General features: G+C 66.7%; 10 protein-coding genes. 3 read left to right on the top strand and 7 right to left on the bottom strand.

Annotation, left to right across the window (positions count from 1 at the left end; all coding sequences use genetic code 11):
• Positions 1–91 precede the first annotated feature (91 nt).
• From ACOYW5_RS05690 to ACOYW5_RS05660, 7 genes are all read right to left on the bottom strand, one after another.
• Positions 92–1513, bottom strand: a complete 1422-nt coding sequence (locus ACOYW5_RS05690; protein WP_423068282.1) for an FHA domain-containing protein — start codon at positions 1511–1513, stop codon at positions 92–94.
• Positions 1510–7191, bottom strand: a complete 5682-nt coding sequence (locus ACOYW5_RS05685; RefSeq protein ID WP_423068281.1) for a hypothetical protein — start codon at positions 7189–7191, stop codon at positions 1510–1512. Before ACOYW5_RS05685 ends, ACOYW5_RS05690 begins: the two co-directional genes overlap by 4 nt.
• Positions 7188–7724, bottom strand: coding sequence for a hypothetical protein (locus ACOYW5_RS05680; RefSeq protein ID WP_423068280.1), 537 nt, complete (start codon positions 7722–7724; stop codon positions 7188–7190). Before ACOYW5_RS05680 ends, ACOYW5_RS05685 begins: the two co-directional genes overlap by 4 nt.
• Positions 7721–8578, bottom strand: a complete 858-nt coding sequence (locus ACOYW5_RS05675; protein ID WP_423068279.1) for a hypothetical protein — start codon at positions 8576–8578, stop codon at positions 7721–7723. The genes ACOYW5_RS05680 and ACOYW5_RS05675 overlap by 4 nt, the downstream gene beginning before the upstream one ends.
• Before the next feature lie 64 nt (positions 8579–8642).
• Positions 8643–9443: a MotA/TolQ/ExbB proton channel family protein gene (locus ACOYW5_RS05670; RefSeq protein WP_423068278.1), complete on the bottom strand. Its 801-nt coding sequence runs from the start codon at positions 9441–9443 to the stop codon at positions 8643–8645.
• On the bottom strand, positions 9443–9844 hold the full coding sequence (locus ACOYW5_RS05665; RefSeq protein ID WP_423068277.1) for an FHA domain-containing protein: 402 nt from the start codon (positions 9842–9844) through the stop codon (positions 9443–9445). Before ACOYW5_RS05665 ends, ACOYW5_RS05670 begins: the two co-directional genes overlap by 1 nt.
• A gap of 95 nt (positions 9845–9939) precedes the next feature.
• A complete protein-coding gene (locus tag ACOYW5_RS05660) occupies positions 9940–10695 on the bottom strand; it encodes a PP2C family protein-serine/threonine phosphatase (protein WP_423068276.1) in 756 nt (251 codons plus the stop codon).
• A 125-nt stretch (positions 10696–10820) separates the two neighbouring features.
• Between ACOYW5_RS05660 and ACOYW5_RS05655 the strand changes: the two genes are divergently transcribed.
• The 3 genes from ACOYW5_RS05655 to ACOYW5_RS05645 are packed head-to-tail and all read left to right on the top strand — an operon-like array spanning position 10821 to position 17448.
• Positions 10821–16076, top strand: coding sequence for a protein kinase domain-containing protein (locus ACOYW5_RS05655; RefSeq protein ID WP_423068275.1), 5256 nt, complete (start codon positions 10821–10823; stop codon positions 16074–16076).
• Positions 16076–16693: an FHA domain-containing protein gene (locus tag ACOYW5_RS05650; protein WP_423068274.1), complete on the top strand. Its 618-nt coding sequence runs from the start codon at positions 16076–16078 to the stop codon at positions 16691–16693. Before ACOYW5_RS05655 ends, ACOYW5_RS05650 begins: the two co-directional genes overlap by 1 nt.
• Positions 16690–17448 carry a PP2C family protein-serine/threonine phosphatase gene (locus ACOYW5_RS05645; protein ID WP_423068273.1) on the top strand — a complete coding sequence of 253 codons (759 nt, stop codon included), beginning with the start codon at positions 16690–16692 and terminating at the stop codon, positions 17446–17448. Before ACOYW5_RS05650 ends, ACOYW5_RS05645 begins: the two co-directional genes overlap by 4 nt.
• Positions 17449–17461 lie beyond the last annotated feature (13 nt).

Here is a 17461-nt window from a genome sequence, read left to right as displayed (position 1 = left end):
GTCGATATCTCGATTTTGGAAAATTGGCGCGCCCAAGGGGAATCGAACCCCTGTTCCCGCTGTGATCGTCAACATTCGACCAGCAGGGCGGTCAGACCTCGAACAGCGCCTCGACCAGTCCAAAACGAAGCCGCTCCCCGCCCTTTAGTTCGCGGGTCTGCACCGACTCCTCGTTGACCAGCGTCGGATTGGTCTCGGAGAGATTGACCACGCTGTAGGCGCCGGCTTCGCCGCGGATAAACACCGCCTGATGCCCCGACACTGTGTCGCCTGCGATCACGATGGTGTTGTCGCGCGAGCGGCCAACCGTCACGCGCGCGCCGGTCACCGCAAAGCCGGTCTTTTGGCCGCTCGACGGATCGGCCCAGGTGAGGCGGTAGGTCCGGTTCTCCGGCAGGGGCTGGGTCGGCCCGGACTTGCTCAGCGGGCCCGCCGGTTTCGCTGGCGCCGAGTGGACCTCCGCGGCAGTTGCAGCAGCAGGGCGCCGCTTGCGGAACGCGAAGGGCAACAGGGCCAGCGCCAGCAACCAGCCGACAGCCGCAAGGCTGAAACCGATCGTGTTGCCGTAGTGCTCCCAGACGTAAGCAGTCGTCTGCCCAAGATCGGCCTCCGGCACCGTGACCGGCGCCTCGAGATGCATGTCGCGGTCGCCATAGCTGACCGTGACGTGCACGGGTCCGGCGGGTTCCCAGAAATAGTGCACCGCACCCGCGAGCGAAATCTCCGCGGTCGCGCCGCTGTCGAGCAGCTCAAAAGGGTCGGTGAGAGAGGCGACTATGGCCTCGTCTCCGGTGTAAAAGCCGCCGCCGGTTCCCTCGGCAAAGCTCTTCCAGGCATCAGCGCCCGTCGGATCGTTGCCGCGCGTCAAGTAGACATAGACTTTTACGTGCCCCGCCCGTGCCGCCTCGCTCAGCGCCGCGAAATCCGGCGCAGGATTGCTGTGCCCGTCGGTGAACAGGACAATGCCGCGGCGGGTCGTCTCGATGCTGGTCGCTATCTCGATGGCCTTGCCGATCGAACTGCCTAGATCGGGAACCTGCTCACTGATGCCAAACGCCGCGAGCGCCTCCAGCGACACCATCGCTGCGCCATTGGCTTCGGCGGCGGACGAAAGCCCGCCAACTGCGCTGTAGAGCCCGACGCGATGATGCGGCTGCACCATGGCGAGCAACGTGCCAGCCATGCCTTTGCGCTCGCCAATGTCGGCATCGCGCGCCGCACCGCCCGACACATCGACGATGCACAGGACCACCGTACTGTCGGCCTCGCCGGGATACTCTGTCACCGACGTAGCGGTAAGCGGCCGGCCGTTGTACTCCGCCGTCACCCCATCGACCTCGGCCGGCGGCGTGGCTGAAAAATACCATTTGAGTTCGACGGTCTCAGCCGAAGGCAGCAGGCTCGCGACGATCCCGTCCTGCCGCACGACGAACTGATCTGTCTGCGCATGACCGAGCGTTGGCAGGAGGAGCCCCGCGGTGACGACGAGCACACGATAGAGGTTGGTTCTCAATTGAGGTTCACCGCAGGAGCTTGATCAAGGGGGACGATGTTCGTCGGTTTCTGTACGACCTTGGGGCGCATGGCCGCGCGATCGGCCTCCAGCATGTCGATGTTCTGGCTGTACCGGCGGACGACGCCGGCATTGGTGTTGTTGTTCATCTGCAGCATGTTGTTGCGCTCGTCGACCAACTGCTTCACCTGCGCGCCAGTGGAAAGCGTGGCGCCGGCGTTCACTCCGACATCACCCAGGGCGCTCACCCGGTCGCTGCCCGTCGAAATGCCGTAGCCCTTAATGCTGTGGCCCACCGCTTTCATGTAGCTGCTGACCGCGCCGACCTTGTCGCCACTCTCCCACTGCTTGTCCGCATCGTACATGGCGAGGCCCGCCTGAGTGGCCTCGTGCATGATCTCCTTGCCCTTCTCGCCGTGGGTGATCTCAGCGGCTCCTTCGAACTTCTCATAGGTCGCCGCGAGCCGGTCGCGCTGCGGGTCGCCGGACGGTCCACCTTCCGGCGCACCCTGCCCGGTGATCTGCTGGGCCTGATTGACGATCTCAAGACCACGATCGTAGCCCTCCTTGAGCTTACCTCCGGCCCCCGGCACCGCTACGGCGTACCCATTGACGACGGTTGACGCAGCTTGGCCGACGGTGGCGACAGTGCCCACGATGATCGCCTTGCCGCTCGCCTGCCGGATTTCGCCGTCCATTCGGGCGATGTCGGACTGGGCCTCGGTCAAGCCGTCCCGCTGCACGACCACCGTCGAGTTCTGGAACGCCTCGAGTTCGCCGCCTACCTGGTCGTCGAGGCCCTTGATCACGTCGTAATCGGCACGCGCTTCGCCCGAGAGACTGTCGACGCTCATCTCGCCGCGCTTGATGGCGGCATAGTTGCCGAACGCCTCGCTCCGGTTCGACAGTGTCGCGGTCTTCGCCTTGTACTCACCCAGCGTCAGCGGATGGGGCGCCTCCGCCGGCGGAGGCGTGGCCGGCGCATCGGTGCCCTCGGCAGGAGTTTCGGCAGCAGGCGGCGTCTCGGCCTGCTGCCCCGGCGCATCGACAGCTGGCTGATCCTCGGTTGCAGGCTGCTCTTCACCGCCGCTGCTGCCACCGTCTCCGCCATCACCAGAGCTGCCCTCGTCCCCACCGGCACCACCGTCATCGGCTCCTGCGTCGCTACCGCCGCCATCCGAGCCACCGTCTTCCGCACCCGTGCCGCCATCGCCTTCGGCGCCGGAGCCTGAATTTTCCCCCCCGCCGCCCTGCTCGGCGCCCGCGCCGTCACCCGACGCACCGTCGTCGCCACTGCCACCGACTTCGCCGCTGCCGCCGCTCTCCTCGGTGTCGCCGCCCGTGTACGAACCCCCGGCATCCCCTGCGCTACCGTCATCTGTCCCAGCGCCGTCGTCGGTGCCACTGCCGCCATCGGCGCTACCGCCGCTCGCACCATCGTCTCCGCCACCACCCGCGCCGTCATCGCCGCCGGCGGTACCATCGTCGCTACCGGAGCCCTGGTCGTCACCGGTACCGCCATTACCATCTGCCCCCGAGGGGGCGTCGGACGACGCCGTTCCCTCGTCGCCAGCGTCCGAGCCGCCTGCTTCGCCTGCGATCTGCTCGTCGCCGGTTTCGTCGACCTGCTGCTGGCCATCGTCGATCTGTTCCGTCGAGGTGTCAGGCGGCATTGTCTCCTCGGCTTCGGGCGCAGGCGCAGCCGCGCCACCGCCAGCCATACCGGAATCGCCGCCACCGGCGTCGTCGAACGAGCCGCTGGCCCCGCCGCCGCTGAAGCCACCGCCTCCGCCCTCGAAGCCACCTGCATCACCACCTAACCCGCCAGCACCACCGCCGCCGAAGCCACCGTCTCCACCGGAACCACCCCCGCCGAAACCGCTGCCGCCGGAACCACCGGCCGAATTGCCCTCACCAAATCCGCCACCGCTCCCGCCGAAACCGCTGCCGCCGGAACCACCGGCCGAATTGCCCTCACCAAATCCGCCACCGCTCCCGCCGAAACCGGTGCCGCCAGAGCCATCGCCGCCGCCTGCTATCCCGCCGCGGCCCCCGAGCCCACCTGCATCACCACCGAAGCCGCCTGCGCCACCGCCACCGTTGCCGCCGCCGAAGGTGCCGTCTCCACCGGCACCACCGCTACCGCCAAAACCGCCACCATCACCGCCAAAGCCACCACCATCACCGCCAAAACCGCCACCATCACCGCCAAAACCGCCGCCACCCAGGCTCCCGCCGTCCCCACCGGAACCACCCGCGCCACCAGCGCCACCGCCGTCACCGAAACCGCCACTGTTCCCGCTGAAGCCGCTGCCGCCAGAGCCATCGCTACCGCCGCTTGCTATCCCGCCACCGTCTCCTCCGGTGCCGCCGCCCGAGCCTGAACCATCGCCTCCGGAGCCGCCGCCGACACCGGATGCGCTGCCCCCGCCAAAGCCCCCGCCATCTCCACCGGAACCACCGTCGCCAACGCCGGAGCTACTGCCCGCGGCGCCACCACCAGAGCCGCCGCCATTCCCACCGAAACCGGTCCCGCCGGAGCCATCGCCACCGCCGCCTATCCCGGCACCCTCTCCTCCGTTGCCGCCGCCTGAACCTGAGCCATCGCCTCCGGAGCCGCCGCCCGCATCAGATGCGCCACTACCGCCAAAGCCCCCGCCATCGCTACCGGAACCACCGTCACCAGCACCCGAACCACCGTCCGAGGCGCCGTCACCAAAGCTACCGCCGTCCCCACCGAAGCCGTTACCGCCAGAGCCGCCGGAGTTTCCGCCGCCGCCCGAGCCTACTGAACCACCTCCTGCGGAGTCGCCATCGCCCCCGAGATTGCCTCCGCCACCACCCGAGCCGTTGCCGTTTACGAGCTCGTGGTCGTCGTAGTCGGCGGATCCGCTACCGCTACTGTCGCCGCCTTGGGCGAACTCACTGCGGCCACCGAGATCACTTCCGCCACCGCCGTCGCCAAAGCTGCTGCTCCCGACGTCGCCGCCGAAGCCGCCGCCGGCACCGCCCCCTAGTCCTCCGCCACCGGCTCCGCCAAATCCGCCATCCGTACCTCGGATGCCGCTCGAACCACCGGAGTTCGACCCACCAGCAGAGCCGCCGCCGGAGCCAAGTGCACCGCCTGAACCGCCGGACCCGAAGCCTTCAGAGCCACCGCTCGAACTAACCCCCCCGCCGGAGCCTCCGGAACCGATGACATTGCCGCCTGATCCACCGGAGCTTGAACCATTGCCTTCCGAGCCACCACCGGACCCAGATCCCGATCCACCACCACCGAACCCATTGCCCGACCCCGATCCGGAGCCGTCGCCAAAATCACCTGTGACCCCGGCCGGCGCGTCGGAGAAATCGACGCCACCTGAGCCGCCTAGGCCGCCCGCCGAATACTCCCAGCCGCCGTCGCCCGGGCCCTGGAGCGAGCCGAAGCCGCTGGACCTTTCGCTACTGCCCAGGTCCGGCGGCGGGCCGACAGCGATCAGTTCGCTGAGAATCTGTCCCAGCTCGGGGGTACTGGCGACCAGTTGTTCGAGCATCTCCCGATCTTCGTCGGTGAGCTCGCCGCCGTCGCCCCAGCCCGGCAGTCCGCCGCTGCCGCCATCGGGGTCCACTACGCCGGGGATCGAAATGCTCGGCTCCGACTCCGCAGTCGCGGTCCGCTCCGGAGCTTCGGCAGCCGGGGCAGGCTGCGCCTCCGGAATGGTCTCTGTCGGCGCGGCCTCCGCGACGTCCTCCTCCGTCGCGCCTTCGCCCACGCCAGCACCGGCGCCCTCACCGCCGTCGGGGTCGAACCCCTCATAGGCCTCCTGTGCTGCTCCGAGCGATGCGGTCGCCTGTGCCGCGGCAGCGCCCGCAGTGTTCGCGCTGCCGGCTGCCGAAGTGTTTCCCGGTGCACCGCCGGCCGTCGCCGATGCGGCATCTGCCGCCGATTGTGCCGCGGCTGCCGCGCCGCTCAGTGTCTCGAGCGCTGCATTCGCCGCCCCAAGGGCGGCAGACTGTGCAGCGGCATCGGTCGCCGCGGCGGCGTCGGCCATCGCGGCATCGAACGCCTCGCGCGCCGCCTGAGCGTCGCTCAGTGCGGTTTCGGCGTTGCCGGCGGCGTCGGCAGCAGACGACTCGATTGCCGCCGCCTGTTCTGCCGAGGCATGCGCTGCATCGGCTGCATCGTTCGCCATTGCCAACGACGTGCTGGCAGCACTCGCCGCACCGGCCGCAGCTGCTGCGTTCTCGGCAATGGCCGTGTTATTAGGATGCGCCGCCGCCAGATCGGCTGCGGCCTGTGCCGCCGCCTGCGCATCCTGCGCCGCGCCGGTCGCTTGAGCCAGCGCTGCATCGCTCTGTCCAGCCACCTTGCCGGCCACGTCCGCACTGGTCGCCGCCGCCGCGCTTGCCGCAGCTTCGGCCGCGGCCTCAGCCGCGCTTTGAACTCTGCTTGAGCTCGCCGCTGCATTCCCCGAGGCCCGGGCGCTGGCAGTTTCGGCCGCGGCCGTCTGCTCGGCCACCCGTTGCGCTTCAGCCGCCGACGACTCCGCAGCATCCACTGCTGCCTGCGCCGCCGCCGCCGCATCCGACGCAATGTCCGCGCTGCCGGCGGCGAGGGAACCGAAGGCACTCGCCAGCGCATCGGCTTGTGCTGCAGCGTCTGTCGCCTGCTGCGCGGCACTTGCCGCGGCCTGCTGCGCGGTGGCCGCCTGGGCCGCGGCATCGGCGGCTGACTGCGCGCTGTCTGCCGAGGTCGTGGAATCCACCGCTGCCCCGGCGGAGGTTGCCGATGTCTGCGCTGTGTCACGTGCTGTGCTCGCAGCCTTGGCGGCTTCAGCCGAGGCGATGGCCGCGTAGCTGGCGACCGAGTCCTCGATGTCCGAGAGTTGCGATTCCGCGTTCTGCGCATCCGCTATCGCGTCGGCCGCATCGGCCATTGCCTGGGCCGCGGCGTGGTCCGCCGTATCGTCGCCATGTGCGTCGATCTGCGCCTGCTGCGCCGTCTGGCTGATCCCGGTAGCCTGCGAAGCAGCGGCAGCCGCCGCCTCGCCAGCATCACGCGCCGCTTCCAGCGCCTCGACCGCGCCTGAAGTATCGTTCGCCGCCAGCGCCTCGGCAAGCGCTGTGCGCGCCTCGGCCAGCGCAGCCAGCGCCGCATCGACGTCGTTGCCGATGGTGGCAGCCTGTTCGGCCGCAGCCACAGCCGCTTCGATCGCCGCAGTCTCCGCCTCTTGCCGCGCTGCTGCCGCCGCCGCGTCCCGCTGTGCCTGCTCGGGATCGACGGCAGGTTCGAGAGCCGGCGGCTCTGCCAGCGCGTCCGACTCGAGCGGCTGCTCGGGCGTTTCCTCCGGTTCGGCGGGAGGTCGCGCCTGATCCGCGGGAATCGGCGCTCCAGTCCCGGTACTGCTGCCGCCAACCGCGACGGCCCCGGACAGGTCCTGTTGCTCGCCGTTCCGGTCGTAGCCCGAATAGCCTGAGAAAACGTCCTCGGTGCCGAACCCCGTCGTGGGCACGAACTCGCCCAGCGCGGGCTTGCGGCCGGCGTTTGCCGGAGACGGATTAGGCAGAATTTGTTCCGGCGCCGGCGCATTCCATGTGTACGTGCGCCGCTGTCCCGGGATTCCGGCAGCAAGTGCCACATCGATGGCGAGGAACGCCACCGCCAGTCCGGCAATAACGTTTCGCGCGTGAGTCATAGTAGGCCGAACTGCTCCACCCGGCCACGGAACGTCAGGAAAAAGGTGAACCGCGTCGCCTCTTCGACGGCCGTCTTCGGATAGGTGAAGGAGAGGTTGCCGAAGGCGATCGACTTCTGCGAACTGAGAGGCAACTCGCCGTCTATCGGCAGGGCCTCCTCATAAAGCCATTCGATCGTGGCCTCCGTGGCATCGGCCGGCTTGTAGATCGCGAGTCCTAGCCAATCGAAATGCAGCGGGTCGGGCGCCGAACTGAAGGGCATTGCTGGGTTCAGCTTCACCGTCAGATACTTGAAGTCGAGCCTGTAGCTTTCTCCCAGGTCGGTACAGGTGATGATGGCCTGGATCATGAGGTTGGAGTTGCCGTTGGCCGACTTCATGTCCTGGCCCTGCGTGGCTCCGTCACACCTGGCGATCCGCTTGAACCCGTGGTCTAGCCAGTAGCTCGCCGACCCGGCGGGGGACGCAACGCAACAGGCGATGAGAATGAGCAAGACCAGCCGTGTGTGGTGGAGTATCCGGCGCTCGCTCACTGCACTACCTCCAGAGTGCCGGTCTCGGTGACCCGCACGATAGTGGTGACGACTTCATTGGTCGTTTTCATCACCATGGGCGCAACTGTCTCAACGCCGTTACGGTAGAACAGACTGCCCTTAACGGTGACCGGTATCGTTCCACTACCCCCATCGGGCTGTCTGAAAAGCTTGTATTCGATCTTGTATTCACCAGGGCTCGCATCGGGTGCCTGCCACACCTCGATACCCGGCCCATAGGTGTTGTCGATCGTCAGAGCCGTCAGCGTGTCCGGGAACGCTTTGGGATGTTCGGGGGCGTCGGCACGGTTCGTTGCGCCGAAGTAGAACCTCCTCCCCTCAGGATCTGTGACCGCGAGATCGACGTCTCCGTCAGCGTCCCACTCGACCACGATGATCAGGAACGTTCGCGCAACTTCGAGCCGCAGCGCCGCAACGGTCTGCTCGAGCTCGGTCTGCACCTCGGCGGCTTCGCCGAGCTTTGCCTCCGCTACCCCCTGCGCCGCGATGGCGGCCTCGGCCTCCGATTGCGCGGTCTCCAGCTGCTCGGCAGTCTCGGCCGCCTTAGCTTCCGCTTCGGCCCTCGCTTCGGTCGCCGCCTCCGCTGCCGCGGTCTGTTGCGCAGCTTCAGCTTCAGCCGACCGTTGGGCTGCCTCGGCGCTCGCCTGCAGTTCCTCTGCCTCGGCTTTTGCGGCTTCCGCCGCCTGCTGCGCTTCGGTCGCTTCCTTGGTCGCCGCTTCGGCTTGCTCCGCGCGCTGCTGCAGCGCCTTGTCCTCATTGTAATACGGAAAAAGAATGATCGCGATCAGCACAAAGCCGCCCAGCGCCGACGCGAACAGGTCGAGTGCGGACATTGAGAAGATTTCGATATTGCGGTGCGGCCTTCTCATCCGGAGGCTCCTTGGACCGCGTCTGCCGTCACTTCAGTGCCGCACTGCCGGGCGCCGCGTAGAGCCGGTTGATCAGGTTGTCGAGGCAGTACTGTCCGGCCGTATTGAGAGCGTGCTCCTCGCGCGACTGGATGACCGATTGTGCGAACACGATGATGCTGGCGAGCAGCAGCGCCAGTAGCGTGCCGTTGAACGACACCGCCAGCTTTTCCGTCACGTGCACCAGGAGCATGGGATCGTTGGGCTCTGCGCGCGCCGCTTCTTCGAGCGCCGCACCGATGCCGATAACCGTGCCGATAAAGCCTAGCGAGGGGATGAACCAGCTGAGGTAGCGGATCATGTTGTAGCGGAGGTCCACCTCGTGGAGGAACATCTCCATGCTGGTGTTAAGCAGCGTCGCCGACTGCTCCACCGAATTGCCCGCCTGGAACTGCAGAGCGATGCGTTGGATCAACCGCGGCAAGAAGGCGCGTCCTGCATCGGGCGTCGCCCGCACTTCGGCGTATATCGTTCCTAGGTCCGCAGCCACGATGACGGCGCGCTCGTCCTCCGGCAGCAGCCCGAGTCCCATCTGCCGCTCCTCCATGCGCGCGTTAAAGTATCGGACAACGAGCTCGGCGATGGCGACACCGAACGCCACCCACATGGCATTCTGGACCGACCAGGGATCGGTCGGCGAATGGCGACCGATGAAAATCGTGGCCCAGTAGTCGTCGAGCGTCACGTTGAGTAGAAGGATTATTCCAAGGCCCGCTAGCGCGCCGATGACCGCGGCGATCGGACGGAACCGGTCGAGCGGCCTTGCCGCGTTAGCGTGACGCTTGGCCATCAGTGTTTCTTCATAATCAAGCCGGTGGCGGGATCGCGCTCGAAGCGTCCGCCGACTTCGGGCTTTTTCGGCTCACTGTTCGCACCTGCCGCTCGCCGTACGGGCGCCGCTTCGCTTGCGCCGAACTGCAACGTCACCGACGGGTCGATCTTTTCGAGCAGCTCGGCGACGCCGATCTCGTATTCGCCGAACCGAAGTACATCGCGCAACGACACTGTCTGCTTGCGCACCCGCCGCCAGATGTCGCCGTCGCGCACAAACGTTCCGCCCGCGCTGTCAGTATCCTGAATGGTGAACTTACCGCCCGCTACCGCCTGGACCTCGGCGTGGCGCCGAGAGATTGTGGGATGGTCAAGGATAATCTCGCAATCTGAATGCCGGCCGACAGTCAAGATTGTCATGCTTCCCCCGAAGCGAGTCGCCGACTTGCCTGTCCGATCAGCGACTTCATATCGTTAAGTTTCTGCTGCCCTATCGTCAAGCGGCGCCCGCACCGCTACTTACCGATGCCGATCTGGCGCAGCCACCCCACCAGACCGGCTCCCGCCGCCGCGACCACAATCGCCGTAATGTTGTCGCCACTGGTTCCCGCCGCGAACGCGCCCGCCTGCGCAAGCTGCGCTGCTGGGTCGGGGCTGCTCCGTGACAGGCGTGCGATGCGAGACGCCGGCAGAGCCTGCCAAAGGCCGTCGCTGCACAGGATGATGCGCTCGCCTGGCCGCGCGTCGATCTCGGCTATGTGCGGCCGCGGCACTTCCGGCCCACCCAATGACTGTGTCAGTAGACTGGAATCGGGATGCCCGCGGGCTGCGTCGGCGCTGATCTCACCTTGTACCACCAGCATCTCAACCACCGAGTGATCCCGGCTCAGGCGCTCAAGGTTGCGCCCCACTACCCGGTAGACCCGGCTGTCCCCCACATTGGCCACAACCACCTGCTCACGCGATACGAAGACACAGCAGACCGTGGTTTTCGCGTCGATCCCACGCTCGGCATTGAGCGCCAACACACGCCGCTGACCTTCAGCTACAGCTTCCTCGACAAACCGGCGCGGATCGATAACCATCGGATGCGCCTTGTCCTCGTCCCACAGCGCCGCTGCCGCCGCCACTGCGGCAGCGCTGGCCAGGTCCCCTGCCTCGTGGCCCCCCAGCCCGTCCGCTACGATCGCGTACCCATACTGGCCGCCCGGATCGAAGGCGAAACCGGCGCAATCCTCCTGCACCGACCTTCCACCCAGGGACTGAGCCATGCTCGCCTGCCACGTCATGCTCTCTACCCCAATATGATCGCCAGCATATTGAACAATCTTGATTCTGACCGCTAGGATAGACCGGGGCTTCCAATGCCTCGACACAAAGGATTGGACAGGGACAATTGTCCACTGCGCGATCAACACTGCCCGCAGGCTACCTCCTCGAGGGGGATTACGAGATTCTGTCCGTGCTCGGCGCGGGCGGCTTCGGCACTACTTATCGTGCGCGCTACAAGCTGGGCAACTTCTTCGCCGTCAAGGAGTACTCCCCGTCCGATCTCTACATGCGCGAAGGGGCAACCATCTATCCCTATGAGGACAGCGAGGAGCAATACCACCAGGGCCTCGCCGATTTCCTTCATGAAGCTCGCACCCTCGCACGCTTCTCCCACCCCAACATCGTCAAGGTGGCGCGCATCATCGAGGCGAACAACACGGCCTACATGGTGCTGGAATTCGAGGAGGGCCAGAGCCTCAAGGAATGGCTCCTCGACCGGCAGACAAAGCCGAACCAAGCGGAGCTCGACGCCATCATCGGCCCGCTGCTTGATGCGCTCGAGCTGATCCATGCCGACAACATTCTCCACCGCGACGTCGCACCGGACAACATCTATGTCCGCCGCAACGGCACGCCGGTACTATTAGACTTCGGGTCTGCTCGCCCCGGCACTGCGCGATCGCACAGCGTCAGCGCGATCGTGAAGGCCGGCTACTCGCCCCAGGAACAGTATTCAAGCCGCGCCCAGAACCAGGGCCCATGGACCGACATCTATTCGCTTGGAGCCACCCTTTACAAAGCTGTCACCGGCGAAGCTCCGCCCGACGCAACCGAGCGCGTCGTCGACGACGAATACCGCCGCGTCAGCAAGCGACTGCCCAGTGGATACCGCAGCAATTTCCTCGCCGCGATTGACTGGGCGCTCGAAGTCCGTCCTGACGACCGGCCGCAGGTTGTCGAGCAGTGGCGCGGTCCCCTGCTCAAGAACACCGCCGTACCGCCGCGCGCCCATCGTGCCGAGACAGCACGCGGCGACCCCCCGCCCAAAAGTGGCCTACGAGCCTGGTCGGTGACCGCCGCCATTGCCGTCGCACTGGCGCTGGTTGCAGGGTTCGCCACCTGGTCGTACAGCCGCGGCGAAATCGGTTCCGCCGTTGCAGCGGCCCAGGCCACCATGGCGCAGCAGGTCGCTGGCCTCGAATCCCAGCTCGCCGCTGCACGCCGGCAGGAAAGCCAGACCTCCATCGCGCTCGCCGCCGCCAAGGCCGACATGCAGTCACAGGTGGCGGCCCTCACCAGTCAGGCCGAGACCGCGCGCACATCGGCCGCCCGACTGCAAGACCAACTTGCTGTGGCCCAGGCGGCGGCCGCCAATGGCGAGGCCAACGCTACAGCGCAGGTCGCCGTGCTGCAGACCCAGCTCGACGATGTGAACGCCCATGCCGCCGATCTTGAGGCCCGCCTCCAGGTCGACCGCGGTGACCTCGAGAACGAGATCACAGCGCTTCAGCAGCAGTTGGCCACCGAGCGTCGCGCCAAGGAGGCGCTTCGCACTGAGAGCGCCGCCATCCGCGCCCAGCTCGAGGACAAGGTCGCCACGAGCGAGCAGGCGGCCGTTCTCGCCCGGCAGGCGACAGAGAGGGCCGAGGCCGCACTCGCCGAAGTCCGTGCCGCTGCCGCGACGGCGGCCGAAAAATCCGCCGACCTCATTGCCTCGACGCGTGACGAGGCCGCCGCACTCACCAAGCAGCTCGAAGCCGAACGCAAGTCTGCTGCAACCGCCAGCGCCGATGATAGAGCGGAGGCCGAAAAACGCGTCGCAGTGATGGAAGAGAGCCTCGCCGCCGCCAAGGCGCGCGAGGAGCAGTTGATCGCTTCTGGCCGTGTCGCCATGGCCGGCCTTGAAGAGAAGATTCGTGATCTGACCGCTAGGGTCGAGGTGGAAACTGCAGGTCGCGCTGCCGCCGAGGAAGAGGCAACCACCTCTCGCGCCGACCTCGTCCGTCTGAGGGAGCAAGACGCGCGGCGCATCGCCCAACTCGAAACCGATCTCGCCACCGCCCGTGAGGGCGAACAGTCGGCTATCGCCTCGCTGACAGCCGCCCGCGAAGGCGGCGGCGATCAGCTCAAGCAACTCACAACGCAGATTGCCTCGTCAAAGGCACGTATCTCGGCGCTCGAGTCCACACTTTCGGCCGAACGCGACGCCGCCGCGCAGACGCTCGAGGGCGAGCGCGCGCAGTCCGACGCCCGCATCGCCGTGCTGCGCAAGCAACTGACCGATGAGCAGACGCGCGCCACCGATCTCAGTGCCAAGCTAGAAGAAATTCGCGCCCGCAACGAGGGCGAGGTCGCGCTGCTGCGCCAGCAGCTTGTCACCGAGCAGGTCGCCAAGCAGAGGCTAGTCGACGAACATTCAGCTGCAGAGGCGGCCGCCGGCAAGCGCGTCGCCGAACTCGAAGCCGAGCTCAGCGCGTCGAACGATGCCACCGCCGAGATCCAGACCGCGCTCGCAACGGCGAGAGAGGACGTCACCGCCGCGCAGGCGCAGGTGGCTGCAGCCGGCGAGGCAAAGCAGCAGGCCGACACCGAACTCGCCAAGGCGCGTGAGGCCGCAAAAGCTGCCGAGGGCGTGGCCGCGGGCCGCATCGCGGAGCTTGAAACACAGCTGGCCTCTGGCGAAGTCGCGATCACCACGGCAGCGGCCGATGCTGCCTCCAGCGCAGCCGTCGCGCAGGCCGAACTCGCTGAGGAGCGCCGCGCTGCGACCGCACTCAAAGAAGCCGCTGCAGCCCGCGTTGCCGAGCTTGAATCCGCTGTCGCCAGCGCCGCGGCCACGGCAAAGAGGTTCGAGACTGAGCTGGCCAGCAAGCAAGCGCAGCTGCAGACCCAGATTGCTGAGCTCAACGACAATCTCGCCGCCGAAGCCGCCGCCAAGGAGGGCTTGGAAACTGCCGTCGCCGCCGCGAAGCTGGAATATGACGGCCTGCAGAAAAAGTCCGAGGCCCGCATTGCCGAGCTCGCCACGGAGATCGATTTGGGCCGCGGTCGCGAGACCGCCGCGGCCGAGGCGCTGAAGGCCGCTCAGGCCAGCGCCGATGCCAAAATAGCCGAGCTGAGCGCGCAGATGGCCACTGCGCAGCAGGGGGCGGCCGAGGACCTGCGTGTCCAGCTCGAGGCTACGCGCAACGAATATGACATCAAGCTCGCCGAACTGCAGGACACGCTGCAGAACCAGGAACTGGCCCGCCAGTCGCTGGTCGCGGAAAGCCAGGTGTTGATGGGCATCGCCATGCAGCCCGGCATCGATTTCGCCGGTGTGGAACTGGCCTCCGCGCTAGAGCGGGGCGGCTTTTTTGTGCGAGGTGTCGATCCGGAAAGTCCGTTGAACGGTGCCATCCAGGCGGGCACCTTCATCGAGACTATGAGCCTCAACGGAGTGCCCGTGGACTTAGCGGAATCGTCAGCGACGCTGGCCGCCTGCGACGTGCTGGTCGCCCGTGTGGCAGGTGCCGAAAGCGACATCAGCGTCACCGTGCCTCAGGGCGCTGGCCTAGCGATTTCCGGCGCGACAAGGTTCGCCGGCGTCGGCCTGTCGCTGGCGCCGGCCGGAGCCGACGGCGAGCTGTTGGTCGCCGAGGTCGATGGTGGCTCGCTTGCCCCGGCACTCCGTCGCGGCGACATCTTGGTCGGTTTCGATGGCCAGCCGGTCACTACGGCGGAGGCGTTCAGCGATGCCATCGCGGCGGCAGCCCGCGGTGGAGGTAAGCGCTCCGCTTCCGTCGAGCGCGATTGCGAGCGGATTGATGTGACGCTGGATTTCGGTGCCGAGGTCCAGAGCTTCGACTATGCGGGCCTCACCCTCGAGGGCACTGACGCGAGCCCGGCCCGGGTGGCTTCGGTCGATCCTACGAGCATCTTCAGCCAGGCAGGCCTGCTGCCCGGTGACCACCTCGATTCTCTCTCAGTCCATGGCGAGACACTGGATTTCGTATCTTTCACCGCTGCGCGCGGCGCGCTCGACACGTTGACCCTCTGCGGTCCGGTCGATGTCGCCTATACACGTGGCAACGCCAAGAGCACCGCCACGATAGACACCACGCCCGACCGCGGCGACGGCCCGGAGTTGGAGCTGGCGCAACTCGGCATCGGCGGCTACGCCCTCGGCGATGGCCGCGGCATCCTGGTGGATGGCCTCACGCCCGGGTCGCGGGCGGGCGCCGCCGGCCTTGCACGGGGCGACATCATTACGGCCATGGGCCGCACGCGAGGCGCGGCGCTCTCCGGGCTCACCACAACCGCCGAGGGCCGCTTCCTCCGCCAGGGTGGCGTGCTTTCCGTTACCCGCGGTTGCGACGATATTGAGATCAAGGTCGCCGCCTACGATCCGCGCAACGAGCCTGTTGAAATTGCGGAACTGACGCAGGTCGAGCGGCGCTTCGTCATTCGGGCGCTTTACGCTATGGGCCACTACAAGCTGGGCGACATGCCGACGGGCTTCGTCACCTCCGGCGAAATTGAGAACCCGCAGATCGCCGCGGCCTTTGTCGCTTTCCGCACGGCGCAGGGCGAGGCCGATGACGGTCTCAGCCGCAACGATGTCGACTATCTGCTGCCGCTGGGGCAAAGCAAGATGCCCAGCGAGCTCGAGCAGGACGCGCTCCACGACGTGGTGCCGCCGGTGGTCGCCATGAATGCCGAGCTCATCGAAAACCGGCTGCGTCTCTGGGCGTCCCAGCAAGGTTTTGACGCCGACACCGGTCGCGAGGCCATCTCGAAGTACCAACAGAGCGTCGGCGTGTCCGAGAGCGTCGGCTTCGTGACGAGCCCAGCCGAGGCGCGCGCCATTTTCACCGATCCCATGCCGCTCACCGTTGGCCCGCTCCCCGAAGGCGAGCGCAACTTCAGCGACTGGCGACTGACGCGCGACGACAATAGTTGCGTCATCTATGTCCTGCCCACCCGCATAACCGGCGCATTTTACCAGTATACCCGCAACACCTCGCGTGCGGATCGTCCGGCCCTGTGGATCGGCGTCTATCGCGACGCAGCCGGGCCCTGGCAGATGAGCGTAAACTTCGGCGGCTCGATCGAATTTGACCAGCGGCTGGCTGTCACGATGTCGACCAACAGCAGCAGCACCCCGCTCAACACCCTTTGGTCGGGCAACAGCCTCGTTCCTCCGCTAGCCGCTGACGGCGCGCATACATCGGACGAGCTGCACAAGGTGCTGCTCACAAGCGACTGGGTCGAGCTGCACGGCACATCCAAATATGGCGGACCGCTCGATATCCGCTACAACACGAGCGGCTTCCGGCAGGCCTTCGACTATCTGAACAGCGATTGCGCCGACGACACTCTCTCGAGCTGGATAAGGTAATGCCCAAGAACTCCGATGACGTTCCCACGCAGATATTCAAGCGGCCTTTCGCCTCGCGGCCACGACCAACGCCGGACCAGCATCGCACGGACGACACGCCGATGACTGCCAAGGTGGTCGTTCCCAATCCCGAGCAAGTTGTGACGCGCCGCATCTCGCGGCCGAATCGGCCGGGCGCGGCTGCACCTGCAGCAGATCCCGTCACCGGGGCGACTCAGTCGCCGGCCCATCCGGCCCCCGCCGGGCCGGCTGGGGCAGTGGCGGAGGCCAACCTGCCGGTCGGCTGGATCACCGTGATCTCGGGCCCCGGGCGGGGGAACTATCTGCCGGTGTTTGCCGGCATGAATTCGCTGGGCCGAGACGTCGCAAACCGCCTGCCCGTCAACTTTGGCGACGAAGCGATCTCACGCGCCGACCATGCCTTCCTTGTCTTCGACGACGAACAGCGGAAGTTCTGGATTCAGCACGGGGGCAAAAGCAACCTCGTGCGGCTCAACGGCGTGCCCGTGATGGCGCCGATGCCGCTCGGCAACGGTGACATGGTGCGAGTCGGTGGCACCGAGCTACGTTTCACCGCCTTTTGCGACGACAGTTTTGACTGGGCGAGCACGTCTTGAGCCATATCGAGACCTGGGGAGGTGCGATCTCGGGTTCGAGGGAAAATCAGGAGGATTGGCACACTGTCCTCCCGCTCGATGGCGATGCGCGCGTCGTCATCGTAGTGGCCGACGGCATGGGCGGACACGTCGCGGGCGAGACCGCTAGCCGCCTCGCCGGCGAGGCATTCGCGGCTGCGATTGCGCGTCCCGGTCAGACTACTCTCGCCGATACTTTCCTCACCGCCATTACGCAGGCCAACCAGGCACTCGCCAACGCCATCGAGGTTGATGCCAAGCTTGACGGTATGGGCACGACGCTGGTCGGCGTGGTGCTGACCCCCGAGGGCATGAGCTGGACCAGCGTTGGCGACTCCGCCCTGCTGCTGGTGCGCCAAGGTGTTGTGTCGCGCCTCAATGCCGACCACTCCTACGGCGCCCATATGGACGAGCAGATCCGACTCGGCCACGTGTCGCCCATGGAGGCACCGACCAGCGCCGAGCGCAGTCAGCTCATGTCCGCAGTTGCGGGCGACGAGATCGAGCTCGTCGAAATCGCCGCCAATGCTGTTCAGTTTCTGCCTGGCGACTTGGTGGTCGCTGCCTCTGACGGCTTGCTCACGCTGGACTTTTCGAAGCTCGCTGCCGTCGTCGCCCGCCTATTCGCGTCCCCGCTGGCTGACATTGGCGCCGCCATCCTCGCCGCGATCACCGACGAGCACAAACCCCATCAGGATAACGCCACGGTCGTCCTCGCCCGTGTCCGCTACACCTGATGGTCTCAAGCGA

Origin of the sequence: Devosia sp. CN2-171 (assembly GCF_049354815.1) — a bacterium.
Lineage (GTDB): Bacteria > Pseudomonadota > Alphaproteobacteria > Rhizobiales > Devosiaceae > Devosia_A.
This window is presented reverse-complemented; position numbering and strand designations above follow the sequence as displayed.

Excerpts from the sequence above, each read along its gene's own strand:
- ACOYW5_RS05675 (WP_423068279.1), bottom strand. The coding sequence starts at position 8,578 with ATGTCCGCACTCGACCTGTTCGCGTCGGCGCTGGGCGGCTTTGTGCTG.
- ACOYW5_RS05650 (WP_423068274.1), top strand. The coding sequence starts at position 16,076 with ATGCCCAAGAACTCCGATGACGTTCCCACGCAGATATTCAAGCGGCCT.
- ACOYW5_RS05665 (WP_423068277.1), bottom strand. The coding sequence starts at position 9,844 with ATGACAATCTTGACTGTCGGCCGGCATTCAGATTGCGAGATTATCCTT.
- ACOYW5_RS05685 (WP_423068281.1), bottom strand. The coding sequence starts at position 7,191 with ATGACTCACGCGCGAAACGTTATTGCCGGACTGGCGGTGGCGTTCCTC.
- ACOYW5_RS05670 (WP_423068278.1), bottom strand. The coding sequence starts at position 9,443 with ATGGCCAAGCGTCACGCTAACGCGGCAAGGCCGCTCGACCGGTTCCGT.
- ACOYW5_RS05660 (WP_423068276.1), bottom strand. The coding sequence starts at position 10,695 with ATGGCTCAGTCCCTGGGTGGAAGGTCGGTGCAGGAGGATTGCGCCGGT.